Raw genomic sequence first — 25,027 nt, forward strand, 5'->3', positions numbered from 1 at the left:
TATATTTCGGGATGTAGCACAGCTTGGTAGTGCACTTGATTTGGGATCAAGGGGTCGCAGGTTCGAATCCTGTCATCCCGACCATGATTTAAATTTATGGCGAGGTAGCTTAGTTGGCTAGAGCGTTCGGTTCATACCCGGAAGGTCGTGGGTTCGAGTCCCACCCTCGCTACCATTTGATTGTTTAGGATCTGCGGACCCTTAGCTCAGTTGGTCAGAGCTGCCGGCTCATAACCGGCTGGTCGTAGGTTCGAGTCCTACAGGGTCCACCAAGTCATTCTGGAGGAATACCCAAGTGGTTGAAGGGTCCGGTCTTGAAAACCGGTAGGTCGGGAAACCGGCGCCTGGGTTCGAATCCCAGTTCCTCCGCCATTGAAAATTTCATACTTAGTTATCGCGGGGTAGAGCAGTCTGGTAGCTCGTCGGGCTCATAACCCGGAGGTCGTTGGTTCAAATCCTTCCCCCGCAACCAATGGTTCTGTAGCTCAGTTGGTAGAGCAATGGACTGAAAATCCATGTGTCGCCGGTTCAATCCCGGCTGGAACCACCACTTACTAAAAATCCTGTCGCTGGACAGGTTTTTTTGTTATCGGGGACAAAGTGAAATGAACGGCAGACAAAGCGCGGAAGGATTCCGAATGAGCCCGGCGACCCCGGCTGATCGCTGTACGTTGCTGCAATCTTAGCTAAAGTGAATTACATCTCAGGTCAAGAAACTGATAACAGTGTTGAGATTCGAAAGCAGAAAGCAGAACCAAAATGCAGCTGGCTCTCTCCCTTTTATTAAAAACGGCAGAAGCAACGGACTGGGCTGAACTGAAACAGGCGGATGATAATGCAGGAGGAAACACAATGACAGATCAACAAGTTAAGCGGATGAAACTCAATTCCGCGATGACCCAACTCGTTGCCGATTATCTGCAGGAAAATCCCTGCGCCATTGAGCGGAGAATGGTGGAGTCCCTGTGCTCTGGCTGCGGACTCTCGCAGACAGACGCCGTCTATACTCTCTTTTGTATTATCGCAGGGCTGGATCTTGACGAAAATCCCCAGCACCGCATGCTGGCCGAACAATATTTCAAGCCGGGATTCCGGCACTTGTCCGCGGCTGACTATGAAGCTGACGCCTATTTGCGCAACATTCATTTCCCGGACAGCACGCAAGGCGCCTGGACGGTGCGCTGGGAATGCTATCAGCCGTTTGAAATTTTGATCTATGACGATTACCGCGTGGATGAAACCGGGGCGGAATGTCCGCAGTTGGGCTATTTCGATACGGAATACCGTTATCCCTGTGTTTATGAGAATGGCGTTGAATGGATGAGCGTGATTCCCAGCGAGATCAACACGATGCGGCCGCTGCTGAAACAAGCCAGCGGAAAAGTGTTGGTTTGCGGACTGGGCTTGGGTTATTTCGCTTATCACCTTTCACGCAAAGCAGACGTTGAACAAATTGTTGTGGTTGAGAAGGAAGCGGCGGTGATCGCCTGGTTTACCCGCTGGATCCTGCCGCAATGGGAGAATCCTGAAAAATTAACAATCATCCATGACGACGCTTTCGCTGTGGTGGATCGTCTGAAACCCGGCGAGGCCGATACAATCTTTGTCGATCTGTGGCACAATGCGGCAGATGGCGCGCCGCTTGTCCAGACGATGCAAAAGCGCGAACCGCGTCTGCCGGGCACCCGTTTTCTTTACTGGCTGGAAACGTCCGTCAATTCCGTTCTGCGATGGAATCAGCTGATGGACGAACAGCACGCCTAATCAAAAAAGAGGAATTTCCAGGTGGGGCGCCAGACGAAACATGCGCTTTCTAATCCCGGAGTTCCTCTTTTCAGGTTTAAGCTTTCAAGGGTTTACTTTTGTAGATGATCGACGTCGATCAGTTCGTATTCACGCGAGCCAATCCCCAACGCGGCCGCCGCTTCGATAGTATAAATTCCATGGCGGGATTCAATTCTTTCAATTAAATCCTTCTTTCCCGGATCCTCGCACTGATAAACAAGATCGAGGCATGCCTGATCCAGTGCAACCGGATCGAGTGAGGACAGAATACCGATATCTCTGACCTTCGGATCCTCCGCTTTTGCGCAGCAGTCGCAGTCGACCGACATGTTGCACATCACGTTGATAAACGCAATGTTTTCTTTTTCATAATCCAAAATTGACTTTGCGGCGTCGGCCATGGATTCCAGGAACTGATCATGATCCGCGGTCCAGATGTTTTCCGCGACGCCAGCCCCATGGATGTAAGCTTTACCATAACTGGACGCCAGGCCAATCGAAATATTTTTCAGCGCTCCGCCGTAACCGCCCATCGGATGGCCCTTAAAATGCGTCAGCACCAGCATGGAATCATAATTTTTCAGATGATCGCCGACAAAGTTTTTCTGGATTACCTTTCCGCCGTTCACCGGCAATTCCAAATCGCCGTCTTCGTCGAGAATATCGACGGAAAACAGCTTGGACCAGCCATGCTTTTCCATTGTGTGCCAGTGGGCTTCCGTCGTATTGCGCTGTCCTTCATAAGCGGTGTTGCATTCCACGACCGTGCCGTTTACTTTGTCGATCACCGGTTTCATGAATTCCGGACGCAGAAAGTTCTGGTTGCCGACTTCGCCGCTGTGCAGCTTCACCGCGACCTTGCCTTTAAGCTGCCGGCCGAGAATTTCTTCCATTTCGATCATTTTCTCCGGAGTGATGATTTTGGTAAAATAGACCTTAGATTTTTCCATTGGATGTGCCTCCCTTACTTTGCAGACGGGGTAGTTCGTTTCCCCGTGGCTTTATTGTAACGCCTGAAGTTCACTCCAAGTCAATTCTTTTTTGTCAGATCAACGAACATAATCAAAAACTTTATAATTCTGACCGAAAAGCAGCCGCTGCTTTTTCTTTTTGGTATACTGAAAGCAGAAAGCAGAAAGCAGAAAGCAGAAAGCAGAAAGCAGAAAGCAGAAAGCAGAAAGCAGGTGAAATGATGAAACTGATATGGCAGGATGCAGGTCCGGTGCTGACCCGGATTGATCGGGGCTTACCCAACGTACTTCCGATTCCGATTCTTATTCAGGGTTATCCCGCAGTGGTTCTGTTTGATACCGGCGCCTCCTGCAGCGCTGTGCGCAGATCCATCGCCGAGGCGGCCAATCTGCGGCCGCTGCATGAACAAGTCGTTGGCGGGGGCAGCGGATTGGGGCGGATTCAAGCAGAAAAATGGCGGGCGGAGACCGTACAGATCGGGCCGCTTCTGGTAATGGATCAGACCTGGATGGTGCTGAGGGATGAAGCTTTCGACTTGGAGCTGGCAGCCGGACAGAGCGTAAAAATCGACGGACTGCTGGGGTGGGACGTCCTTCAATTATGTTGCTGGCAATGGGATGAGAAACGTCAGCGGTTGTCAGTGAGGGCTTCGGTTGCGGATCCAAGTGCTGAGCAGGAGTTGATCGGCTGGGATAATATGCCCATGGTGCAGGCGGAAACAGAAGGGCAGCTCATGCGCTGGGGATTTGACAGCGGCAATACCGATACTATAGGCGGTCCCCTGCTCGATCAAGGATTGCCCGATTCGCTGCCGCTGGAATTTGAAACGCTGACAGGTGTCGACGGTTCAACGCAGGTTCCCGCGCGCCGGCTGCCGGCGCTTTCTCTGCGGATCGGCAATGCAAAAATCATCCTTGACGGCATAGCGGTGATCAACCGCCCATTATATCCCGTACAGGGAGAGGCTGTCGCCGGCTTGTTGGGCGCGGATGTGCTGGCAGGCCGCGGTTGGCGCCTGGATTATCCTAACCGCCGGCTGATCCTCGAACCGAAAACGGCGGAATAAATTCACACAAACCGGGATCATTCTCTTTATTCATGCAAAAAGCGGAAATCACAAAAAAAACGCCGCAGATCAGAAAGCAGGGAGGACGTTCCACTTTGGCGTTTTCAGAGAATCAGAGATCAGTCAGGAATTAAAATCTGCGACAGCGGCATGTTCGGAGCGTTTAAATTCGGCGTTTGATTCAGCGCTCCGGATGAAAAATAGAAAACAGAGGCGATCACGATCAGAATAGCAGCTAACTTGTAGAGTGCAGTCAGTTTTTTTGGCATTGGGGAATCCCTCCTTTTATTTTCAGCATAAGCGCCAGACGCTCTTTTATTCTTGATCTTACTATATCATATCCTTTGGTCAGGGAAATGAAGTGCAGCTTAACAATTTATTACAGATTCCTGACAAGGGCTCAAAAAAGGGTTGAATTTAAAGAATAACCGTATGAATGCAGGAAGTCCGGCGTTTTGAAGCTATTCGTCCTCCATTTGAAAAAGGGCCGCAATGCGCTCAGCGGTCCGCGCGCAGCAGAATTCGACAATCTTCGTCGCAATCAGCCACTACAATAAATCTGATACGAGGTGGAATTTTGATGAAGGGAAACGCTTGTTTTTTAGAAGAATTAATGCAGCTGATCAAAATGGGAAAGCTGACGGAGCTTCACCATCGGCTGCGGCCGGAAGTAGCTATCCTGAGCGGTGATCTTGAAATTTATGGCCGGGAAGTGGCCGCGAGGTGGCTGCGGGAACAACCGCCGGTTACCGTCCGCGGCAATCCGAGGGTCCAGATGCTTTCCGGGCAGCTGATGCTGCAGCAGGGACAGGTTCTCTGCGAAGAAAAAACACTGCGGTATCTGCTTGTGATCGACGTACTTCTGGATCAGCTTGTCCATCTGACGCTGGTTGAAGAACCGGCAGTGAATAAAAATCGCAGTCTTGAAAAGAGCCGGTCCGCCCCTCTGGAACAACTCCTGATGCAAACGCGGAAATTCTGGCTGGAGTGGGATATCCGTCAGGATACGCTGCAGGTGTCAGAAAACTGGTTTGCGCATTTTCATTTCCAGCCTTCGCTTGTGGGACAAGTTCAGGATCTGCCTGACAGCCATCGTCGTTCTCCCTCCGCCGCTCAGATTGCGGAAATCCGCAGCCAGCTGCAGCGGGGGAATCTGGTTCCGACTGTGGATCTCAGTCTGGAATGTGGAAAGGAAGGCATTCGCTGGTATCGGCTGGAGCTGACGTTGGAAAAGGATGCGCAAGGTGAGCCGGTCAGAGTTCTGGGCTTGTTAAGCGATATGGATCAGCAGCGGCGCGAGCTCCAATGGCTGCGCCATCTGGCCCATCAGGACTGTCTGACCGGATTATATAACCGGTTTAAGATTCAGCAGCTGATTGAGGAAGCGCTGCGGCAGGCTCCGGTGGGAAAAAGCATGACGCTGGCGGTGATGGATATCGACAATTTCAAGCAGATCAACGATGCATATGGGCATGACTGCGGCGATGAAACGCTGCGGCGGACGGCGGCCGAGATCCGCGCTCTGTTTGCGCCGGAGGATTTGGTCGGACGGATCGGCGGCGATGAATTCGTCGTTTTAATGCAGGAAGCAGGCACATGCGATCAGGTCGGCGCGCGTCTGGATCACATTCGCCAGCAGCTGCAGCATCTGCGTCAGGCGCCGGCTGCGCTGCCGAAAATTTCCTGCAGTATTGGCTGCGCCTTCTTTCCCACGCAGGGAACGACGTACCGGCAATTATTCCTGAAAGCCGACGCGGCGATGTATCAGGCCAAGCGCCAGGGGAAAAACAGCTGCGTCTTTTACTGATGCGTTTCCATATATCGTTTTATTTCGCTGTCTCGGACCTGTTTTTCACTTCTTCTTTTAATTCTGTGAGGTTGCCGTTCGTTTTGCGGACCGGCATGGTATGATAAAACCAACGGAAAAAATAAGGGGACAAGAAAATGAAAACAACACTGATACTGGGATCAACCGTGATCGACATGATCGTCCGGGTACCGCATCTGCCGGTAACCCAGGAGGATATCAATACGCGCTCCATGACGATGGCGCTGGGCGGCTGTGCGTACAACGCAGCGCGGATGCTGCGGCTGTTCCGGCTGCCGCTGTTTCACTGTTCGCCCACCGGCGACGGTATTTTCGGCCAGATAACCGGGAAGCTTTTAAGCGAGGAGGGACTGTCGCCGGCGATCGTGGTGAAGGGATGGGATAACGGCTGCTGCCTGTGTCTGGTGGAAGACAGCGGCGAGCGCACATTTTTGTCCACGCACGGCGCGGAATATGGCTTTTGCGAAGAATGGCTGGCAGATCTGGATCCGGCGCAGCTCGATTACGTGTATGTCTGCGGGATTGAACTGGAGGAACCGACCGGGCTGGCAATGCTGAAATGGCTGCGTGAGCATCCCGGACCGCAGGTTTTCTTTGCGCCAGGAGCCCGGCTTATGCATTTGGACTCATCGCGCTGGCAGGCGATCGAAGCATGCCGGCCGATCCTGCATCTTAACGAAGCGGAAGCCTGCTGGTTAAGCGGGAACCAGTCAGTTGAAGCGGCAGCGAGAACGCTGCGCGGCCGCTTCGGCAGCGCCGTGATCATCACCCGGGGTGAACTGGGCGCGGTATGCTGCTCAGCGGATGGCAATTATCAAGCGCTTCCGGGGGTCAAGAGTGAAGTTGTGGACACGATCGGCGCCGGCGATTGTCATGCAGGAACCGTGTTAGCGGGATTGAAACAAGGATGGCCGTTGGCAGCCGCGGTGGATCTGGCTAACGCAATGGCCGCCCGAGTCGTCGCCCGGCCTTCCGCGCGTCTGGATGAAAACGAATTCCGCACAGTGCTTGGGGCATGGCGGCAAAAAATCGGAAAGGACTTGCCGGGGAACGGAAAGTGCGGTATCCTGTAACCAATTCATAGTGAGGTGGGAAACAACATGGAAAAAATACAAATTCAAGACTTAACAGACTATCGTTTCGTGCACAGTCTGGCTGCTTCCGGAGCGCATGTCCTGTGCCTGCAAACTCAGATGGACAAGGCGGAAAACAGCTACCGTACCAACTTGATGGAAGTCAATCCGCAAACAATGCAGCTGAAGCCGCTGATCAGCGACGGTCAGGTTTCGTCATTCTGTTTTGAGGATGAAGAAACGATCCTGTTTGCGGCGGAGCGCAAGCCGCAGGACAAACCGGAATCCAATGAACAGAAAACTGTTTATTACCGCTTGACGCTGAATCAGGGCGAGGCTCAGAAAGCCTTTGAAGTCCCTTATGCCGTGGTGCAGATGACGCCGGTAGCGGACAGCGATTGGGTTGTTTTAAAAATTCAGGAAAATCTGCATGCCCTGGATCCCAAAACCACGGCAAAGGAAGAACTCGACGACGCGCAGGACTATGTGATTCTGCACGAAGTCCCGTTTGTCGCCAACGGCGCCGGATTCATCGACTCAGACCGCTGCGGCTGTCTGATCTGGAATAAATGCACAGGCCGGCACCTGCGGATTACGCCGCAGGGCTATGATTGCGCAAGGGTGATCGTCAACGGTCATCAGGTGATCTATACCGGGAAAAACTGGCGCGACGTCCAGCCGAAAACATCCGAACTGGTCTGTTACGATCTGGAAAAGCAGACTTCGCGCACGCTTGTGCCGCAGGGACAGCTGCGGATTGGCGCGATCGCTGCGGAAAACGATGAACTGATGTTCATGGCGACGGACATGCAGGCTTATGGCAACGGAACCAGCTGCGATTTCTACCGCTGCGATTTAACGAGCGGAGCAGTCCGCAAAGTGCTGGATTACGAATATTCCATCGGCGGCTGCGTCAACAGCGACGTTCGTTACGGATCAGGCAAAACATTCATGTTGAACAACGGCGTGCTCTATTTTACATCGACGATCGGCTATCGTACGGAACTGATGCGGCTGCACGAGGACCGGGTGGAAAAAGCGGTCGAGTTCAACGGCGCTGTCAGCGGCTTTGACATCACAAAATCCGGTATTGTGTTCTGCGCGATGGAACCCGGCCGGCTGCAGGAAGTCTATACGGCCGACATGACAGGCGCGGTCACCGGCCGCACACAGATCAGCGAACAGTGTCTCAAGGATAAGGCCGTTCAGCCGGTTGAATACGCGGGCTTTGTCAACGCCGCGGGGCAGACGATCGACGGGTGGCTGATCAAGCCGGTCGGCTGGCAGCCGGATCAGACCTATCCGGCGATTCTGGACATCCATGGCGGGCCGCGTACGACCTATGGCGAACTGCTGATCCATGAAATGCAGGTCTGGGCGAGCGCGGGGTATTATGTGTTCTTCTGCAACCACCGCGGCTCGGATGGCTATGGCGATGCCTTTGCCGATCTGCGGCTGAAATACGGTACGATCGACTATGAAGACATCATGGAATTCACCGATCATATTCTGGCGCAGAATCCGCAGATTGACCCGCTGCGCTTAGGCGTGACCGGCGGCAGCTATGGCGGCTATATGACCAACTGGATCATCACGCATACCCATCGCTTTGCGGCGGCGGCCAGCCAGCGCAGCATCGCCGATTGGATCAGCGATTTTGGTACTTCCGGGATCAGCTATGACGACGATCTGCACCAGGGCGGCAAGCCATGGGATCACATGGAAAAGATGTGGGATCATTCGCCGCTGAAATACGCGGATTTCTGCCGTACCCCGACGTTGTTTATTCATTCTTTCGAGGACTATACCTGCGCTGTGTCGCAGGCGATGGAAATGTTCACGGCGTTAAAAGTGCTGAACGTCGAGGCTCGCGCCTGTCTGTTTAAAGGCGAAAATCATGAACTTTCCCGCAGCGGCAAGCCGATGCACCGCTTCAAGCGGCTGCGCGAGATCACCGACTGGATGAATCAGCATTGCCAAAAATAAAGAAATTTAAGGAAAAAGTTTAACTTCAGCCTGCGTAACAGCGGGCTGAAACCGGAATTTTAATTGTGGTGAAAGATTAAAGTTCCGCCACCACAGTGGTTTTCAAACTGCGTTTTGTGTATAATTAAGATCAGAAAGCTGCCGGCGAAGCCCGGCAGTTTGCATGAGAAAGTGGGGGAAACAAACATGGAAACAGGGATATTCATTCTGGCAGCCATCGCCGCCGGATTGGCGTTATTCTGCGGGATTCAGCTGACCGCCCTCAACCGCCGACTGGCAAAGCTTGAAGCGCAGGATTTCGATAAGAAACTGACTGTGCTGCAGACAACGCTGGCGGAACAGGACCGGCAGAGCCGGCAGGAAATCGTCGATGGCGCGCAGAATGCCGTGCGGCTGGTCGGTGAAATGCTGAGCGCCAATCAGCAGACTGCTTTTCAGGCGGAAAGTCAGAAGCTGGACGCGATGAATCACAGCGTTTTGCAGCAGCAGGCGGCCCAGCGTGAAATGCTGCAATCTTTAAGCGCGCTGCTAAGCTCCAATCAGCAGCAGATTTCCGAGCTGCAAAGCCGGAAGTTCTCCGAGATCAGCCAGTCGCTCTCAGAGAAGCAGAATACGCTCAACACCGCGATGGCCAACCAGTTCAGCGTGTTGGAAAACCGTTTGAAAACCTTTGAAACCGGCAACGAACAAAAACTGGAAAACATGCGCCAGACGATAGAAAAGCAGCTTACTGCGATCCAGCAGGACAACAACCGCCGGCTGGATGAAATGCGTCAGACCGTTGATGAAAAACTGCAGAAGACGCTGGAAGACAAAATGACGCAGTCGTTCCAGTTGGTGAACGACCGTCTGGAACAGGTCTATAAGGGGTTGGGAGAAATGCAGACGCTGGCGGTCGGCGTCGGCGATCTGAAAAAAGTGCTGTCCAACGTCAAGGCCCGCGGCATCGTCGGGGAAATCCAGCTGGGCGCAATCCTCGAAGAAATTCTGTCGCCGGAACAATATGCCACCAACGTCGCAACGGTGCCGGGAAGCAAAAACGTCGTCGAGTTTGCGATCAGACTGCCGGGCGATGATGATCAGCCGGTCTGGCTGCCGATCGACTCCAAATTCCCGGCGGACGCTTACGCCAATCTGCAGGACGCCTATGATTCAGGCAATCAGGAAGCGGTGACGCAGGCGGTCAACGTACTGTCGCAGCGGATCCGCTCGTTCGCCAAGGACATTCACGATAAATATATCGAGCCTCCCTACACGACCGATTTCGCGATCCTGTTTCTGCCCTTTGAGGGCTTATATGCCGAAGTCGTTAACCGCGGACTGGTCGAAACGCTGCAGCGGGATTACCGCATCAACATCGCCGGACCCAGCACGATGGCGGCGCTGCTCAACAGCTTACAGATGGGCTTCAGGACGCTGGCAATCCAGAAGCGCAGCAGCGAGGTCTGGACAATTCTGGGCGCGGTAAAAACCGAATTCGACAAGTTCCACGATGTGCTGGCGATGACCCAGCAGCGGCTGAATCAGGCGAATAATGAACTTGACAAGCTTGTCGGCACGCGCACGCGGATGATTCAGCGTAAACTGAAGGCAGTCGATAAGCTGGATCCGACCCAATCGGCACAGCTGCTGGAGGCGAATACCGAGGACGACAATCCGGTCGAAGCCTGAGTCAGTTAAGCATTTAAATCAATTCCCAGAGTTTTGATAGGCAAGGAAACTTGAAGTCAGAAACCAGAAAAGAAGCGCAGAGGGAAGCGCGGTTCTTACTCGAATTTGGACAACGATCAAAAAGGCAGGCAGGATGAAGCGTTAGATAACACATTATTCTGCCTGTTTTTTTGTATGGAAATTCCATGCCTGCCCTGAACTGAGTAAGAACGGAAGAAATCGACGCTTCTTTTTCTTGTGATGAGAAATTGGATATTCTGGCATGTAAGGAAAAAGGACAACGGACTTCAGGTTCATGGACTGCTTTACAGAAGGTATCGCCGCCTCGTTAAAAGATCGGAAAATGATATTTCTTTACCTGCGAATACCTTGATGAAGAATGTAAACGTGCAGTACAGGCATGCGTACTTTCTGAGGCTTCAATAATGAAAAGACGCAAATCTGATCATGGCTGTCTTTGAAATAAGCGGAGATCATTGAAAATCATTCTCCAGCTTGGCAAATCAGGCCGCATTCGAAAAGGATTTTCCTGCTTGCAAGATGTGCCTGAATCCTTTTTTACTGCGCAGTTTGAGCCGAACGGAAGAGAAAACGGAAAATTGCATCGGATCCGACTTCTGGATAAATTTGTTTCTGTTCGTTACGATCAGAAGCAAAGGTCATTGTGTAAGAAAGACTGGTTGGAAAGCTCTGGAAAACGATAATTTCTCCTGTTTGTTGATTGTATTTTTAAGCGGAAAGGAATACAATAGCGAAGTGACCGACCAGTCGGTCGGATAAAAGGAGAGGCCTATGTTTTCTAAGTTTAGTGTTAAAAAACCCTATACTGTAATTGTGGGCGTGGTTATGTGCCTGTTATTGGGCGTGATTTCATTTATGAATTCAACAACTGACCTCTTGCCCGAAATGGAGCTGCCCTATGTCGTCATCTATTCGACCTATCCGGGGGCCAGCGCCGAAAAAGTAGAAACCAGTCTGACCCGGATTTTGGAATCCGCCGTCAGCACGACAGAAAACCTGTCGAATATGAGTTCGATTTCTTCGGACAATTTATCGTTAATTATTCTGGAGTTTGCCGACGATACCAACATGGACACGGCGATGCTCGATCTGAACGCCAAGATCGATCTGGTGAAGGGCTATCTGGACGAAACGATTTCCAGTCCGACGCTGATGGCGATCAACCCGAACATGATGCCGATCATGATGGCGACGGCAGATTATGATAGTCATGACCTGCAGGGATTGAGCGACTTTGTCAATGAGAAGGTCGTGCCGGAGCTGGAGAAGACCAAGGGTGTCGCATCGGTCGATCCAACCGGTTTATTGGAAGAAACCGTGCAGATCGTGCTCGATCATGACAAGATCGACCAGATCAACAACAAGGTGCTGGACAGCGTTGATTCCGAGCTGGCCAAGTCGGAGCGGGAGCTGCGGGAAAAGCTGCAGGAGGTCAACGACGGTCTGCAGAAAATCGCCGACGGGGAATCCGAATTGTCCAGTACAAAAAATGAAACCTATGACAAGCTGGCGCAGTCTTCCGTCCAGCTGCAGCAGGCGGCGACGAACCTGATCGCGATGGATTCGCAGATCATCCAGCTGAAAGCAGAGAAGGCAGCCTTTGAACAGATCGTCAGCGGCGTGGATCAGTTAAGAACACAGGTTCCGGATAATCCAGATGCTACAAATGAGGAATTAATAGAATATCTAGAAAGTTTGCCTGCAAAAATTGCTATGTTGACACAAAGTAAAGATGCACTTGCAAACTATCAAATTCTTATTAATGAAATATCAGATGATACTTCGTTAGCTGATCAGCCATTACCTGAGGAAATAACTTTCATTTTAAGCCAATTTAAAGTTGATTTGACTAAAATAACAAATTATGGAGAGGTTAAAGCCGCTTTGTCAAACGCTGTAGCAACTATAGATCAAATTTTAACCCCTTTAAATGCGCTTTCGTCCAATTTAGACGCCATGAAAGAGATGGTAGGAAAGTACGACGATGCGAAGGTCAAGTTAAGCAATGTTGAAATCGAAATCGCGACGGCTGAAGGCGTGAAGCAGGCGGCCAGCAGTATGCTGACAAAAGCCGGGATCGACGTTTCCGACCTCAACAGTCTGCAGTCCAAGCTGGAATCCGGCAAATTGACCGCGGCCGGTGAGATCACCAAGGGCGAAATGACGATCTCCACGACCAAGACAACGCTGGAATCCGCTAAGACGCAGATTGAGGACGGCTTGAAACAGATTGCCGACGCACGTGATGAAGCGTTGAAAAAAGCGAATATTTCCGAAGCCCTTTCGCCGAGCATGATCTCGACGATGCTGACGGCGGAGAACTTCTCGATGCCGGCCGGTTATATCGCCTCCAATGACGATTCGCTGCTGATCAAGGTCGGGGATCAGTTCGCTTCTCTGGAAGAAGTGGAAAATCTGCTTCTTATGTCAATGGATATCGACGGGCTGGAAGAAGTCCGGCTGAAGGATCTGGCCAGCGTCCAGATCGTTGATAACAGCGAAGAATTATATACCCGTGTCAACGGCAATCCGGGCATCATGCTTTCCTTCCAGAAAAGCTCGACCGCCTCGACCGCGGACGTCTGCAAAGCCCTGCATAAAACCTTTGACAAGCTGGGCATGCAGTATGAAGGTCTGCATTTTTCAACCCTGATGGATCAGGGCGTCTATATCGACATGATCGTCAATTCCGTTCTGGAGAATTTCCTGTACGGCGCCATTCTGGCGATTATCGTTCTGATCTTATTCCTGCGCGATCTCAAGCCGACGGTGATCATCGCCCTCAGCATTCCGATCTCGCTGATGTTCGCGATGGTGCTGATGTATTTCAGCGGCGTGACGTTGAACATCATCTCGCTGTCCGGCCTGGCGTTAGGCGTCGGGATGCTTGTCGACAACTCCGTTGTTGTTATTGAAAACATCTACCGGATGCGCAACGAGGGCGTCGGCTTGATCGACGCGGCGATTGAAGGCGCCAAACAGGTTGCCGGAGCGATCATCGCTTCGACGCTGACGACGGTCTGCGTCTTCTTGCCGATTGTGTTTGCGACCGGTCTGGCCCGTCAGCTGTTCGTCGATATGGGGCTGACGATCGCTTACTCGCTGCTCGCCTCACTGATCGTCGCCTTAACTTTGGTGCCGATGCTTGCCAGCAAAATGCTGAAAAAGCAGAATGAAAAGAAGCACGGCTTCTTTGAGAAGCTGGTCAGCGGATATACCGGGCTGTTGAAATGGTCGCTGGGTCACAAGCTGATCGTCATGGGCGGCGTCATCGCGTTGTTGATTTTCAGTACGATCGGCGTTATGAACATGGGGATGACGCTGATTCCGTCAATGGATTCCGGCCAGATGTCGGTCAGCGTAACGATGCAGAATGAGGAGGCTTCCGATCAGGAATGCTTCGCGATGTACGATCAGGTCATGGAACGGCTGATGCAGGTGGAAGGCGTCGAAACCGTCGGTGTTACCAGCGGCGGCAGCGGCCTGTCCACGATGATGGGCGGGGGCGGCAATACCTCCACGACTTTCTATATCATCACGGAAGAAAAAGCGAATACGAAAACAATGGAAGCGGAAATCCCGCAGGTTCTGGCGGATCTGCCTGTTGATGCGGCAGTTTCCACAAGCAATATGGATTTAAGCGTGCTGGGCGGCAGCGGCGTCGCGATGACGCTGTATGGCGATGATCTGGACGAACTGCAGGAGGCCGCAATCCAGATCGGCAATCAGCTGAAGCAGATCGACGGCATCGACGTTGTGGACGACGGCCAGCAGGATCCGGTCAAGGAAGTCCGCGTCATCGTCGATAAAAACGAAGCGATGAAATACGGCCTGACCGTAGCGCAGGTTTATCAGAGCGTCGCTTCCAGTATCAAAGAAGAAACGACCAGCACGACCCTGGCGATTCAGGACAAGGACTATCCCGTCGTCATCGTCCAGGACGCCGCTTCCTTAACCCAGCTGGATAACCTGCAGGACATGAAGCTGAAGGGAACTGAAAATCAGGAAGAAAAGGAAGTTGAACTGTGGCGGATTGCCGACATTGAAAACGGCACCGGCATGAACAGCATTTACCGCGAGAACTCCCGCCGCTTCGTCAACGTCAGCGGCACGATCAAGGAGGGCTACAACGTAACAATCGTCAGCCGGGAAGTACAGAAGCAGCTGGATACCAGCGGACTGCCGGAGTCGGTGAGCTTGGAATTCAGCGGTGAAAATGAGACGATTATGGAAACGATGGTCACGATGATCCAGATGATTCTGTTGGCGATCGCGTTCATCTACATGATCATGGTCGCTCAGTTCCAGAGCCTGTTATCGCCGTTTATCGTCATGTTTACGATTCCGCTGGCCTTTACCGGCGGTTTCCTGGGCCTGTTGATCACCGGTCAGGAATTGAGCATCGTCGCGATGCTGGGCTTTCTGGTGCTGTGCGGCGTCGTCGTCAACAACGGCATCGTCTTTATCGACTATGCCAACCAGCTGAAGGAACAGGGCTATGCCACCCGCGAAGCGATCATTGAAACCGGCCGGACCCGCCTGCGTCCGATTTTGATGACAGCGCTGACGACGATTCTGGCAATGACGACGATGGCGCTGGGAATCGGCACCGGCAGCGATATGATGCAGGGCATGGCGATCGTCACGATCGGCGGTCTGACTTATTCCACGGTGCTGACGCTGTTTGTCGTGCCAATCATGATCGAAGTGACAAGCCGCCGCAAGGACCGCAAAAAAGCAAAGGCAGAACCGGCGCATGAGTGAGGAGAAAAAGATTCAGGTCTATCTCGGCGTGATCAGCCTGGTTCAGCAGGGCCGCTCGCTCAATGAGCTGAAGGTTTCGGAAATTGCCGAAGCCAGCGGGATCGGCAAGGGCACCTGTTACGAATACTTTTCTTCAAAAGAGGAAATTATCCGGGAAACGTTGTTGTATACGTTCCATAAGGAATTCGACAGCTTCTGCGGCCTGCTTCAATTCGATCAGGGCTTCGAGGCCGGCTTCCGTCAGATCCTGGCGGCGATGGAAAAAGCGCTGAGCCAGTTTTCGCCGTTTCAGACGCTGCTGTCCAGCGTCGGCAAGCGGGAACTAAAACAATATGTCAGTGAAGAAACGATGGAAAATATTATGCGCCAGATGATTCGTTTGATTGATTTATTGCTGGATCAGGCGCAGGGTGACGGATGGATTCAGCCGCAGCGGCCGCGGGAATACCAGCGCTTTGTGTTGATCGGCGTCATGCAGGCATATTGCTTCCAGATCACTAACCCGCAGTTGAAAATTACCGCTGCCCAGGCCGCAGATTATGCCTGTCAGAGCTTGCGGGAAGCGTTGTCTTAGCGGAAAATCAATGCGAAAATGAGAAATCGACAGACAAGGCTTTAAAAAAAGAGATCATAAAAGCTGTAAAGGACAATAAAAAAAGAAGCGGAAGAGTACAGCCAACCTGTAAATTTCCGCTTCTTTTTCATTACCGGATAAAAACTTAATTAGCGCCAGTGACAAACTGGAACGGCGTTGCCGACGTGTAAGCGTCCGCTCCTTCCGCAAGCAGGTTGATGGTGACGTCTTCAAGATGAAGTGTCTGGAAGTTATTTTCAACATGTCCGCTCTCGTTGATAAATTCCAAAGTCTGTGCATAACCTTCGGCTTCCTCTTTTTCCGCTTCGACTTCAATCGTCACACTCTGTCCATCCGCAAGACCGCCTTCAGCGTAATTCTTGCCTTTGTCTTCTGAACCGGTCTTGTAAATATACAGTTCAGTAATTGTTTCGCCTGTCGTATTATTCACGATATACGTTCCGTGCGTCGTCATTTCCTTTTCCGTTTCATTGGTTTCTGCGGCTGGCGTTGTTTCTGCCGTTTTTGCCGGCTCTTTTTCCGCAGGTGCACTGCATCCTGCAAGCAACGCCAAGACTAAGAACAAGGATAAATATTTTTTCATTGTCTGTTACCTCCTATGCTTATAAGCATCCTGTGCTTTTTACGATAAACTGTATTGCTGCAATACAGTCAAGTTATTTCAATTTGTTAAATTTTGAATAATCAAGTTTACTGAATCTTTTTTTCCAGGTCTCGGATATCGAAGCGGCCTTTCTGTCAGGCTGACATCACTTTGAACAAGTTTTTTTTCTAAAATGAACTGCTGCCGATAAAAAAGTACAGCCGTAAAAGGGCTGTACTGCTTGCAGGCGCAACGCTTATAAGTATGTGCGTCTTATTTTTCAAAATCAAGTTTTCGAACCGGGACTTCCAGAAGGCTTAAATCATTTTTGCCGACGATATAATGATTTTCAACGATATTATGAAAAACCAGACTGCCGGTTACTTCGTAATGATGGTCCGCAATATAATGCATGACGTCGCAGATAAGATCAAACTGTCCGGGATTGCCATAGAAATATTTTTTAATCTTTAACCCTCCGGGAAGCGTAATCAGATTCGGATGATCGGCAGAAAGATTGTCGATCATGAAGAAGACACCGCTACCGCGGTAAGGATCGTCGCTGTGACATGCGCCTTTCCGGAATACGATCCCGCAGCCCTGAAACTGGACGTTCGCATACTGAAGTGTTAATTCTACGCACCGGCGGTAGGCCGCGTCGATCATCGGATCCTCGTCCAGGGATAAATCGAAAGGTGCGTAAAATGCGGTTCTCTCTTTTTCTTCACTTATAAATATTTTATTGAGTTCATATTTTCCAAATAATGATTGATAATACATTTTCCGGTGGTGGGTAATGAGTTTGTTCATCTGGAATTGAACGATTTGTTCATCCAGCTTGGCGATTTGCGCATCGAAAATGGATAAAATGGAATCAGCGCTTTTTGTTTCCATCACCCGCATGATGTCGGACAAAGACATGCCTGAATCTTTCAACTGCATGATCTCGATCATTTTCGGCTTTTGTTCCCGCGTATAGATACGATAGCCGCTTTGATTGATCCGGGCGGGCTTGAATAAACCGATTTTATCGTAATGAATTAATGTTTGCCGAGTCAGATTAAACATCTCTGCAAACTCTGTAATGGTATAAAATTCTTTGCTTTCCACAACATTCACCTTATTTCATAGCTGAGATTGAGCTTGTCTTTATTATAATCTTCAGGTTCGATGGGATTCAAGAATAAGGCTCAGCGGCAAAGACAGTCCGCCTCAACAGACTCTGCAGCCCTTATTGGCATCATAAAAAAAGACTCAAAAAGAGTCTGATGCAGGGCGTGGGTACGCTGGAGCTTTGGCATTCGATGAGCGCAAAAGCTTCTTGTTCATTCTCTGAAGCTAAGCGGCGCATTGACGGCGTGTCCTGAGCAGCAGCCAGGCCATTGCAGTGGTATAAAACATTTCCAGCAGGGAATTGACGCTGAGAAAGCGCATATAGATCAAAGCGCAGATGACCAGAATCACTGCGGTCATTTCCATTCCCCGGCGGCCTAACGACCAGCGCCGTTTTTGTCCTTGATAGAAGACACGCAGGATTAAGAGATTCAACGCAATGAAGGCAAGGTTGCTGATCAGGATATGCAGCTGCGCCAGAAGAGGAAATGTTTCGGGCAGATAAGGCACGACCATCGAAAGCACCATCAGAAGAAACGTTAAATCCTCCCGGGGCTTTAATGAAACATGGAGGGCTTCTGCCAACGCACGGATCATCGCGCGGAAAACAAGCGCGCCAGCCACAGCCCAGATCAAGAGCAGCAGGCGATAACCCAGGCCGTTTCCAATCCAGGACAGATTGGTTTTCAGCGGGTCGTCGCGCAGGATCAGAAATAACGTGAACAATGGAAATAATACGCCGCCCAGCAATTCAGTTTTGTCGAAAGAAGAAGCTTGTTTTTTCATGCATTCATTATAGCGAAAAGCACGAGGCAATTCAAATCCAGACTTCGCAGCGGAAAAAAGTATGATACAATAAAACCACTTCGGAGGATGAACATGAATAAACAAATAAAAGTGGGATATCAGGGAGCGCACGGCACCTTCAGTGAGATCGCGGTTCAGGAATTTTTTAAGGACAGAGCATTCGAAGCATGCAATTATACCAATTTCAAATCCATCATTGCCGACGTGGAAAGCGGCGTGATTGATTACGCGCTGCTGCCGGTTGAGAATACGACGACGGGAATTATTTATCGGACTTATGATTTGTTGAAGGATAGCGATATCTTCGCAGTCGGTGAAATTTTAGTGCGGATTGACGAACAGCTGATCGGTCTGCCGGGAACCAGAATCGAGGATTTGTGCGAGGTCTATTCCCATCCGGAACCGCTTGATCAATGTTCCGGTTTCTTTGCGGCGCACCCATGGATCAAACCGGTGACCTATCAGGATACGGCGAAAAGCGTGGAATATGTGGCGCAGTGCCAGGATCCGTCGAAAGCGGCGCTGGGGAGCTGGCTGGCGGCGGAATATTATCATCTGCCTATATTAAAAGAACGGGTTCAGGATAATCAGCTGAATACTACGCGTTTTTTCTGCGTGGCAAAAGGCGTACAGGCCGTCCAGGAGGCAGATAAGATCAGCATGTATTTCGTGGTCAATCATGAACCGGGCGCGTTGTACGAGGTCATCCGCGTGTTCGCTCAGCGGGGCATCAACATGCTGAAACTGGAATCCCGGCCGATCCGCGGACGGATGTTTGAGTATTGCTTCTATATTGATTTCGACGGCAGTCTGCTTCAGCCAAAGACGCAGGAAGCGATTGCCGAGGTTCGCGAGCATTGTCTGGAGGTCAAAGTTCTGGGCAGCTACAAACGGGCGTTTAATGGAGAGCTGTTATGAGAAGAAAAATTGTGATCCTGTTGAGCGCGCTGATTCTCAGCGGATGCGCCGGTGCGCCGGAAGTGAAACCCATGCCGTCCCTTACGCCTTCGCCGGAAATAGAACAGACGCCGACATCGTCGTCTTCGCCAATGGCGACTCCCGATCAGACGCTGAACGACAAGCCCGCAGACCTGAGCGCTTATGAAGGCTTCGCGGACGAGCAGAATGCTTTCGTTGAAATCAGTCTGGAAGCTTCGTTGGAAAAAATCGAACAGGGCGAATCGTTCATGATCTATTACGGCAAGCCGAATTGTCCATGGTGTATCGAAGCAGTGCCGGTTTTAAATGAAGCGGCCAAGGAAAACGGCGCAGTTGTTTATTATGTCGACACAAGCAAGCCTGAAAATTACTCGGAAGCGATGATTGAAAAGATCATGACGCTTTTTGAAGGCTGGCTGCTGAGGGACGAGGAAGGCGAAGAAGGGTTTTATGTGCCGGACGTCGCGTTGATTGTTAACGGCCGGGTCGCGGCCAATCACATCGCGACCGTTGATTCACACGATCCGTATGTCGCGCCGATGAGCGAAGCGGAACAGGCAGAGCTGAAACAAATTTATACAGAGATGATAAAAAAGTTGACCTCTGCGGCTTAAAACTCTGGATTTCTACAAGACAAAAAGATTCGGTTATTGAAGCTGTAATGATATAATGAATATGGAGTTCCGGCAATGTTGATCGTCGGAAACAAGATAAGGCAGGGATAAACGATGAAACGGCGGAAAAAGGGGTTTACATTAATTGAATTGATCGTCGTTGTGGCGATTTTAGTGCTTTTGATGTTGATGCTGGTACCGAAACTGACAGGTTTTACCGAAACGGCGTCAGATACAGTTTGCCACGCCAATCAGGCCAACGCGTATAAAATCATGGTCATGGAATATACTTTAGGTGAAAAACCGTTTAATGAGGAATCTGCCAGTAAAGCTATTGAAGAAAAGTTAGGCCCTTTGACCAAACTGTGTCCTAATGGCGGAACAATTACCGTTCTGGTTGATCCTGTGGATCCAAGTAAATTTTCAATCACCTGTTCCAAGCACGGCGGTTCAGAACAACAGATTCTGGGGAATTATTCCAAAGATATGTTGAAAATGGCGGTTAGTGAATTTTATGGAAGCAATAAAACCGGTCAGCTGGACTCTACAGGGCCGAACTTTGGAAAAGGATTTAAGCAGAGAATCGCGGAGAAATATGGTTTAAATGCCGATAACTTTGATTTCACCGTTATGAAAAATAACAATGGCACGTATTCCGTTTATATTTTTGATGGAATTTCGGATATGAAAGTAGGAGATTCAGTTCAAGGGGTGGTCTATGAATACGATAAAGATCAGAATCCCATCGGCAATTCTTCAGGAACTACTTTTACCGGAAAGATTACGTCAAAGGAAGTAAGCGGCGTTAAATTTAATTATCTGGATTTGGGATCTGTGAAATAATCGTTTTCTCAGGTTGTAACAAAGAGCTGAAGTTTCAGAAAAAGATTGCATTTCAATCGAATTGTGATATAGTAAAAACATCGAGGTGTTGAGTATGCTGAAAAATATCTGCGAAAAAATTGAACATCCGAGTTCTTCTTACTTTTATTTTACCTTTAGATAGAGGGCTGGTTCACTTTGGACATTAGCCCGTTTTGATTTGAAATCAGGCTAATTCTGAAGGGGAATGCGAAAAGAAATGCTGAACCGTACAGGATAAGCCTGTACGGTTTTTTTGCAGGTTGTGTGAGAGGGGAGAAGTTAATATGATGAAAAAAATCACAGTCAATCTCAAAGACAAGAGCTATCCGATTCTGATTCAGCGGGGACTTCTGAATCTGGTGGGACAGTATCTCGAAGGTCACCGGAAGGTGATGATCGTGACGGACGAGGGGGTGCCGGAGGAATATGCCCAGCGCGTGTTGGCGCAATGCGCTCAGGGCTATGTCGAACGTGTGATTCAGGGCGAAGGCGCTAAAAGTATGGAAGTCTATCAACAGATTCTGAGGCGGATGCTGAAAGAACGGTTTTCCCGCAAAGATCTGATCGTCGCTTTAGGCGGCGGAGTGATCGGCGATCTGTCCGGGTTTGTCGCCGCGACGTATATGCGGGGGATTGAGTTTATCAACATCCCGACGACGACGCTGTCGCAGATTGACAGCAGCATCGGCGGGAAAGTCGCGATCAATCTGGACGGCATCAAGAACTGCGTCGGCGCGTTCTGGCAGCCGAAAATGGTACTGATCGATCCGGACGTACTGGCCACTTTGCCGCAGCGGCATATTAACAACGGTCTGGCCGAGGCGCTGAAAGCCGGTTTAATCCGCGACGAATCGTTGTTTGAGTTGTTTGAAACGGACGATCCGATGGAGCACATCGAGAAGATTTTATACAAGTCGCTGATGATGAAAAAGAAGGTCGTGGAGATTGACGAACGGGAAATCGGCGTTCGCCGGATCCTGAATTTCGGACATACGATCGGCCACGGTATCGAGAGCTATTACCATCTGCACGATGTGTACCATGGCGAAGCGGTTGCGCTGGGCATGATGAAAATGATCAAAGATGAAACGATCCGCGAACGGCTGCATCCGATTTATCAGCGACTGAATCTGAAAGAAGATATCGACTACGACCGCCAACAGGTTTACGACTTTATCACCAAAGACAAGAAGATCGACGGCGGAACGTTAACGATCGTGCTGCTGCGGAAGATCGGCGAAGCGTATTTAAAAGATATCCCGACGGAGAAGATCAAAGAATATTTGTAATCGAAAACTTCTTTTAATGAAAAGAATATAAGGAAAATAAGCCGTTCTGCGTTCAGGGCAGAACAAGGAAAGACAACAAAAAAGCCAGAAAAAACAAGGAGATCAAACGATGAAAAGTGCGATTGGACAGTGTATCGAGCTATCGCTGTTCGGCGAAAGCCACGGTGAAGCGATCGGCGTCGTGATTCAAGGTCTGCCTTCGGGCATCCGCATCGACGAAGCCTGGATGGGCAAGCAGATGGAGAAACGCAAACCTAAAGGCAAAATATCGACTCAGCGGCAGGAAGCAGACGTTCCGGAAATCGTCAGCGGCGTTTTTGAAGGCCGGACGACGGGCACACCGCTGTGCATTCTTATCCGCAACGAAAACATGCGAAGCAAGGATTATTCGAAAACACGGTATATTCCACGCCCTTCGCATGCCGATTACACGGCCGAGATTAAATATCTGGGCTATCAGGATTACCGCGGGGGCGGTCATTTCTCCGGCCGAATCACCGCGCCGTTAGTGGCAGCGGGCGCAATTTTCCTCCAGATGCTGAAAGCGAAAGGCATCGAGGTCGGAACGCATGTCGCGCAGATGCAGGAATTAACGGACGCTCCGTTTGCGGACGAGGAAGCAGAGCTGCGGGCGCAGCTACTAGGCTTAGAGGATCAATATCTGGCATGTCTGAGCGGTTCAACGCGGACGGCGATCCAGCAGCGGATCGAACAGGCTCAGGCCCAGGGCGATTCGATGGGCGGGATTCTGGAAAGTGCGGTTGTCGGCATGCCGGCCGGAGTGGGCGAACCCTTCTTTGATTCGGTGGAGAGCCGGCTGGCGCACCTGTTGTTCAGCATCGGCGCCGTGAAGGGCGTGGAATTCGGCGATGGTTTCGACTTTGCCGCAAAAAGGGGCAGCGAAGCCAACGACGGCATCACGATCGACAACGGGCATATCCGGACTCTGACCAATCATAACGGCGGGATTAACGGCGGGATTACCAACGGCATGCCGCTGCGCATCCGCACGGTCGTTAAGCCGACCCCTTCGATCTACAAGCCGCAGCCCAGCGTTAATCTGAAAACCGGCGAACCGACGACGCTGCAAATTGAAGGCCGGCATGATCCGGCGATTCTGCATCGGGCGCGGGTCGTCGTCGACAGTCTGATCGCTTTCGGGCTGGCAGATCTGTTGACTGAGCGCTTCGGCATTCTGTGGTGGGAAGGAGAACGGCCATGCGGCGAGGACTGATCGGCGAACATCTGGGTCACAGCTATTCCCAACGGATTCATGAAACGCTGGGCGGCTATCCTTACGAGCTGATTGAGGTGGCTCCCCAGGACTTGGACGCCTGGATGAAAAACAAGGATTTCGCGGCGCTGAACGTCACGATCCCCTATAAGAAAGCAGTGATTCCTTATTTAGAAGAACTGGATGAACGGGCGCGGCGGATCGGGGCCGTCAACACGATCGTCAATGACCATGGCCGCCTGATCGGCAAAAATACTGACTATTACGGCTGTCGGTTCATGCTGGAACAAGCGGGCATTGAAATTCAGGGCCGGAAAGTGATCCTGCTAGGCAACGGCGGGGCGGCGCAGGCCGTACAGGCGGTGCTGGAGGATTTAGGCGCGGCGGCGATCGTCAAGGTCAAGCGCAATCCGTCGCCGGAAACACTGACCTACGAAGAAGCGTACCGCGATCACAGCGGCGCGCAGGTCATCGTCAATACCAGCCCGGTCGGCATGTTTCCGGCTCAGGAAGGCATTCCCGTGGAACTGGATCGGTTCCCTCAGCTGGAAAGCGTTGCGGATGTGATCTACAATCCGCATCGAACCCGCCTGATTGTCGAAGCACAGAAACGCGGCTGTCGGACAGCGACGGGATTAAGCATGTTAACGGCGCAGGCCGCCGAGGCGATTGAAGCGTTTATCGGCAAGCCGGTCGCTCCAAAATCCATTCTGCGCATGACGGCGGAACTGGCGCGGGAAAAAATGAATCTTGTCTTAATCGGGATGCCGGGCTGCGGCAAAAGCACGATCGCCAAAAAAATGGCGGAAATCAGCGGCCGTCCGGCAGTCGATATTGATCAGCGGATCGTTGAGCGGATCGGCATGCCGATCCGGGATTTCTTTGCCCAACAAGGCGAAGTTCGGTTCCGTCAGATCGAAGCGGAAATTCTGGCGGAAGTCACGCTGCAGACGGGGCAGATTATCGCCACGGGCGGCGGCATTGTCAAGGATTGGGAAAACGTCAGACGGCTGCGGCAGAGCGGCAAGGTTTATTTTTTGGACCGCAGTCTGGATCAGCTGGAAACCGATCCGAGCCGGCCGCTGAGCTCCAGCCGCGAAGCCCTGCGGCAGCTCTATGACCAGCGGATTGATTTATACCGGGCAGCCTGCGACCAACAGATCGAAAACAACGGCAGCGCTGATGAAACCGCCCGCCGGTTATGGCAGGACTGGCTGATGGAAACGACGGGATTGATTGATCAGAATTAACTAAAATAAAAGTGAGGATCCACCCTCATTGAATTGGAATAAGGAAGGACTAAGAAACAAGTCTGACAGCAAAAACGAGTGGAGAAACTTAACAGCGGTCACGGACATGGAAGGAATCACACCATGGAAAGATCGAATTATATTTGATCAAAGGACCGAATGGAGATTGAAATAACAGGGGGAATAAAACCATGATTATCACATTAAAAAAGAATACGCCGCAGCCGGAAATCGACCGGCTGATCCAGAACTTTGAAAAACAGGGCGTTCAGGTCAACATGATCTCCGGCGCCAATTACAACGTGTTTGGATTGGTCGGCGATACGGCGAAGCTGGATGAGCGGCGGATTATGGCGAACGAATGGATTGAAGACGTCACACGGATTGCCGCTCCATACAAACTGGCCAACCGGATGTTCCATCCGCAGGACTCGGTGATCGACGTCAGCGGCGTCAAGGTCGGCGGTCAGGAGAAGATCGCCGTGATCGGCGGCCCCTGCTCAGTCGAGGGCGAGGCCATGATCTGCGACATCGCCCAACAGGTCAAAGACGCCGGCGGCGTGATGTTGCGAG

Annotated in this window: 19 protein-coding genes, 6 tRNA genes and 1 pseudogene; 21 read left to right on the top strand and 5 right to left on the bottom strand. The window is 51.1% G+C overall.

The features are described 5' to 3' along the window. Positions 1 to 7: 7 nt before the first annotated feature. From I2G61_RS13000 to I2G61_RS13030, 7 genes are all read left to right on the top strand, one after another. A tRNA-Pro gene (locus tag I2G61_RS13000) sits at positions 8 to 84 on the top strand. Positions 85 to 98: 14 nt separating this feature from the next. Beyond that, positions 99 to 175 (top strand) — tRNA-Met (locus I2G61_RS13005). A 20-nt stretch (positions 176 to 195) separates the two neighbouring features. Continuing rightward, positions 196 to 272 (top strand) — tRNA-Ile (locus tag I2G61_RS13010). Positions 273 to 281: 9 nt separating this feature from the next. Then, a tRNA-Ser gene (locus I2G61_RS13015) sits at positions 282 to 372 on the top strand. Between the two features lie 23 nt (positions 373 to 395). Then, positions 396 to 472: transfer RNA gene (locus I2G61_RS13020), tRNA-Met, on the top strand. A 2-nt stretch (positions 473 to 474) separates the two neighbouring features. Further along, positions 475 to 550: transfer RNA gene (locus I2G61_RS13025), tRNA-Phe, on the top strand. A gap of 302 nt (positions 551 to 852) precedes the next feature. Then, the gene (locus I2G61_RS13030; protein WP_139248630.1) at positions 853 to 1,764 is read left to right on the top strand and encodes a hypothetical protein; all 912 of its coding nucleotides are present in this window, start codon (positions 853 to 855) and stop codon (positions 1,762 to 1,764) included. 92 nt (positions 1,765 to 1,856) lie between these two features. Here the strand turns inward: I2G61_RS13030 and I2G61_RS13035 are convergent, their stop codons facing one another. Continuing rightward, positions 1,857 to 2,735 carry a DUF362 domain-containing protein gene (locus I2G61_RS13035; protein ID WP_072684892.1) on the bottom strand — a complete coding sequence of 293 codons (879 nt, stop codon included), beginning with the start codon at positions 2,733 to 2,735 and terminating at the stop codon, positions 1,857 to 1,859. 242 nt (positions 2,736 to 2,977) lie between these two features. Here I2G61_RS13035 and I2G61_RS13040 point away from each other — a divergent pair, with 242 nt between their 5' ends. After that, positions 2,978 to 3,823: a retropepsin-like aspartic protease gene (locus I2G61_RS13040; RefSeq protein ID WP_195548322.1), complete on the top strand. Its 846-nt coding sequence runs from the start codon at positions 2,978 to 2,980 to the stop codon at positions 3,821 to 3,823. Between the two features lie 119 nt (positions 3,824 to 3,942). On the opposite strand, the gene I2G61_RS13045 is transcribed toward I2G61_RS13040, so the two are convergent. Continuing rightward, positions 3,943 to 4,092, bottom strand: a complete 150-nt coding sequence (locus I2G61_RS13045; RefSeq protein ID WP_159432807.1) for a hypothetical protein — start codon at positions 4,090 to 4,092, stop codon at positions 3,943 to 3,945. Positions 4,093 to 4,403: 311 nt separating this feature from the next. Here I2G61_RS13045 and I2G61_RS13050 point away from each other — a divergent pair, with 311 nt between their 5' ends. The 6 genes from I2G61_RS13050 (at position 4,404) to I2G61_RS13075 (ending at position 15,740) form a co-directional block, all read left to right on the top strand. After that, on the top strand, positions 4,404 to 5,630 hold the full coding sequence (locus I2G61_RS13050; RefSeq protein WP_072684894.1) for a GGDEF domain-containing protein: 1,227 nt from the start codon (positions 4,404 to 4,406) through the stop codon (positions 5,628 to 5,630). Positions 5,631 to 5,767: 137 nt separating this feature from the next. Further along, positions 5,768 to 6,724 carry a carbohydrate kinase family protein gene (locus I2G61_RS13055; RefSeq protein WP_072684895.1) on the top strand — a complete coding sequence of 319 codons (957 nt, stop codon included), beginning with the start codon at positions 5,768 to 5,770 and terminating at the stop codon, positions 6,722 to 6,724. A gap of 27 nt (positions 6,725 to 6,751) precedes the next feature. Continuing rightward, on the top strand, positions 6,752 to 8,710 hold the full coding sequence (locus I2G61_RS13060; RefSeq protein ID WP_072684896.1) for a S9 family peptidase: 1,959 nt from the start codon (positions 6,752 to 6,754) through the stop codon (positions 8,708 to 8,710). Between the two features lie 186 nt (positions 8,711 to 8,896). Continuing rightward, positions 8,897 to 10,381 carry a DNA recombination protein RmuC gene (gene rmuC / locus I2G61_RS13065; RefSeq protein WP_072684897.1) on the top strand — a complete coding sequence of 495 codons (1,485 nt, stop codon included), beginning with the start codon at positions 8,897 to 8,899 and terminating at the stop codon, positions 10,379 to 10,381. A 792-nt stretch (positions 10,382 to 11,173) separates the two neighbouring features. Beyond that, the gene (locus tag I2G61_RS13070) at positions 11,174 to 15,166 is read left to right on the top strand and encodes an efflux RND transporter permease subunit (RefSeq protein WP_195548323.1); all 3,993 of its coding nucleotides are present in this window, start codon (positions 11,174 to 11,176) and stop codon (positions 15,164 to 15,166) included. After that, positions 15,159 to 15,740: a TetR/AcrR family transcriptional regulator gene (locus I2G61_RS13075; protein WP_072684900.1), complete on the top strand. Its 582-nt coding sequence runs from the start codon at positions 15,159 to 15,161 to the stop codon at positions 15,738 to 15,740. The genes I2G61_RS13070 and I2G61_RS13075 overlap by 8 nt, the downstream gene beginning before the upstream one ends. Before the next feature lie 145 nt (positions 15,741 to 15,885). Here I2G61_RS13075 and I2G61_RS13080 read toward each other — a convergent pair whose 3' ends face one another. The 3 genes from I2G61_RS13080 to I2G61_RS13090 form a co-directional block, all read right to left on the bottom strand. Then, positions 15,886 to 16,344, bottom strand: coding sequence for a lipoprotein (locus I2G61_RS13080; RefSeq protein ID WP_072684901.1), 459 nt, complete (start codon positions 16,342 to 16,344; stop codon positions 15,886 to 15,888). A gap of 273 nt (positions 16,345 to 16,617) precedes the next feature. Next, positions 16,618 to 17,454 carry a MerR family transcriptional regulator gene (locus I2G61_RS13085; protein ID WP_072684902.1) on the bottom strand — a complete coding sequence of 279 codons (837 nt, stop codon included), beginning with the start codon at positions 17,452 to 17,454 and terminating at the stop codon, positions 16,618 to 16,620. Between the two features lie 228 nt (positions 17,455 to 17,682). Next, positions 17,683 to 18,243, bottom strand: coding sequence for a hypothetical protein (locus I2G61_RS13090; protein WP_072684903.1), 561 nt, complete (start codon positions 18,241 to 18,243; stop codon positions 17,683 to 17,685). Between the two features lie 93 nt (positions 18,244 to 18,336). Between I2G61_RS13090 and pheA the strand changes: the two genes are divergently transcribed. The 7 genes and pseudogenes from pheA to I2G61_RS13125 all read left to right on the top strand — a co-directional run. Then, positions 18,337 to 19,182 (top strand): prephenate dehydratase, encoded by an 846-nt coding sequence (pheA, locus tag I2G61_RS13095; protein WP_072684904.1) that lies wholly within the window; start codon positions 18,337 to 18,339, stop codon positions 19,180 to 19,182. Next, entirely contained in the window at positions 19,179 to 19,817 is a 639-nt protein-coding gene (locus tag I2G61_RS13100; RefSeq protein ID WP_072684905.1) for a thioredoxin family protein, read from the top strand. The genes pheA and I2G61_RS13100 overlap by 4 nt, the downstream gene beginning before the upstream one ends. Before the next feature lie 114 nt (positions 19,818 to 19,931). Then, a complete protein-coding gene (locus I2G61_RS13105; RefSeq protein WP_072684906.1) occupies positions 19,932 to 20,660 on the top strand; it encodes a prepilin-type N-terminal cleavage/methylation domain-containing protein in 729 nt (242 codons plus the stop codon). Positions 20,661 to 20,965: 305 nt separating this feature from the next. Continuing rightward, positions 20,966 to 21,970: a 3-dehydroquinate synthase gene (gene aroB / locus I2G61_RS13110; RefSeq protein ID WP_072684907.1), complete on the top strand. Its 1,005-nt coding sequence runs from the start codon at positions 20,966 to 20,968 to the stop codon at positions 21,968 to 21,970. Positions 21,971 to 22,079: 109 nt separating this feature from the next. Continuing rightward, positions 22,080 to 23,204: a chorismate synthase gene (gene aroC / locus I2G61_RS13115; protein WP_072684908.1), complete on the top strand. Its 1,125-nt coding sequence runs from the start codon at positions 22,080 to 22,082 to the stop codon at positions 23,202 to 23,204. Then, on the top strand, positions 23,189 to 24,454 hold the full coding sequence (locus tag I2G61_RS13120; RefSeq protein ID WP_072684909.1) for a shikimate kinase: 1,266 nt from the start codon (positions 23,189 to 23,191) through the stop codon (positions 24,452 to 24,454). Before aroC ends, I2G61_RS13120 begins: the two co-directional genes overlap by 16 nt. A gap of 191 nt (positions 24,455 to 24,645) precedes the next feature. After that, positions 24,646 to 25,027 (top strand): annotated as a pseudogene (locus I2G61_RS13125) (3-deoxy-7-phosphoheptulonate synthase); the annotation flags it as partial.

The organism is Holdemania sp. 1001095H_141210_F2 (genome assembly GCF_015558105.1).
Taxonomy (GTDB): Bacteria; Bacillota_I; Bacilli_A; order Erysipelotrichales; family Erysipelotrichaceae; genus Holdemania.

Bases quoted from the DNA above. Each gene is read 5' to 3' on its own strand.
- I2G61_RS13030 (WP_139248630.1), top strand. From the start codon at position 853: ATGACAGATCAACAAGTTAAGCGGATGAAACTCAATTCCGCGATGACC.
- I2G61_RS13035 (WP_072684892.1), bottom strand. From the start codon at position 2,735: ATGGAAAAATCTAAGGTCTATTTTACCAAAATCATCACTCCGGAGAAA.
- I2G61_RS13040 (WP_195548322.1), top strand. From the start codon at position 2,978: ATGAAACTGATATGGCAGGATGCAGGTCCGGTGCTGACCCGGATTGAT.
- I2G61_RS13045 (WP_159432807.1), bottom strand. From the start codon at position 4,092: ATGCCAAAAAAACTGACTGCACTCTACAAGTTAGCTGCTATTCTGATC.
- I2G61_RS13050 (WP_072684894.1), top strand. From the start codon at position 4,404: ATGAAGGGAAACGCTTGTTTTTTAGAAGAATTAATGCAGCTGATCAAA.
- I2G61_RS13055 (WP_072684895.1), top strand. From the start codon at position 5,768: ATGAAAACAACACTGATACTGGGATCAACCGTGATCGACATGATCGTC.
- I2G61_RS13060 (WP_072684896.1), top strand. From the start codon at position 6,752: ATGGAAAAAATACAAATTCAAGACTTAACAGACTATCGTTTCGTGCAC.
- rmuC (WP_072684897.1), top strand. From the start codon at position 8,897: ATGGAAACAGGGATATTCATTCTGGCAGCCATCGCCGCCGGATTGGCG.
- I2G61_RS13070 (WP_195548323.1), top strand. From the start codon at position 11,174: ATGTTTTCTAAGTTTAGTGTTAAAAAACCCTATACTGTAATTGTGGGC.
- I2G61_RS13075 (WP_072684900.1), top strand. From the start codon at position 15,159: ATGAGTGAGGAGAAAAAGATTCAGGTCTATCTCGGCGTGATCAGCCTG.
- I2G61_RS13080 (WP_072684901.1), bottom strand. From the start codon at position 16,344: ATGAAAAAATATTTATCCTTGTTCTTAGTCTTGGCGTTGCTTGCAGGA.
- I2G61_RS13090 (WP_072684903.1), bottom strand. From the start codon at position 18,243: ATGAAAAAACAAGCTTCTTCTTTCGACAAAACTGAATTGCTGGGCGGC.
- pheA (WP_072684904.1), top strand. From the start codon at position 18,337: ATGAATAAACAAATAAAAGTGGGATATCAGGGAGCGCACGGCACCTTC.
- I2G61_RS13100 (WP_072684905.1), top strand. From the start codon at position 19,179: ATGAGAAGAAAAATTGTGATCCTGTTGAGCGCGCTGATTCTCAGCGGA.
- I2G61_RS13105 (WP_072684906.1), top strand. From the start codon at position 19,932: ATGAAACGGCGGAAAAAGGGGTTTACATTAATTGAATTGATCGTCGTT.
- aroB (WP_072684907.1), top strand. From the start codon at position 20,966: ATGATGAAAAAAATCACAGTCAATCTCAAAGACAAGAGCTATCCGATT.
- aroC (WP_072684908.1), top strand. From the start codon at position 22,080: ATGAAAAGTGCGATTGGACAGTGTATCGAGCTATCGCTGTTCGGCGAA.
- I2G61_RS13120 (WP_072684909.1), top strand. From the start codon at position 23,189: ATGCGGCGAGGACTGATCGGCGAACATCTGGGTCACAGCTATTCCCAA.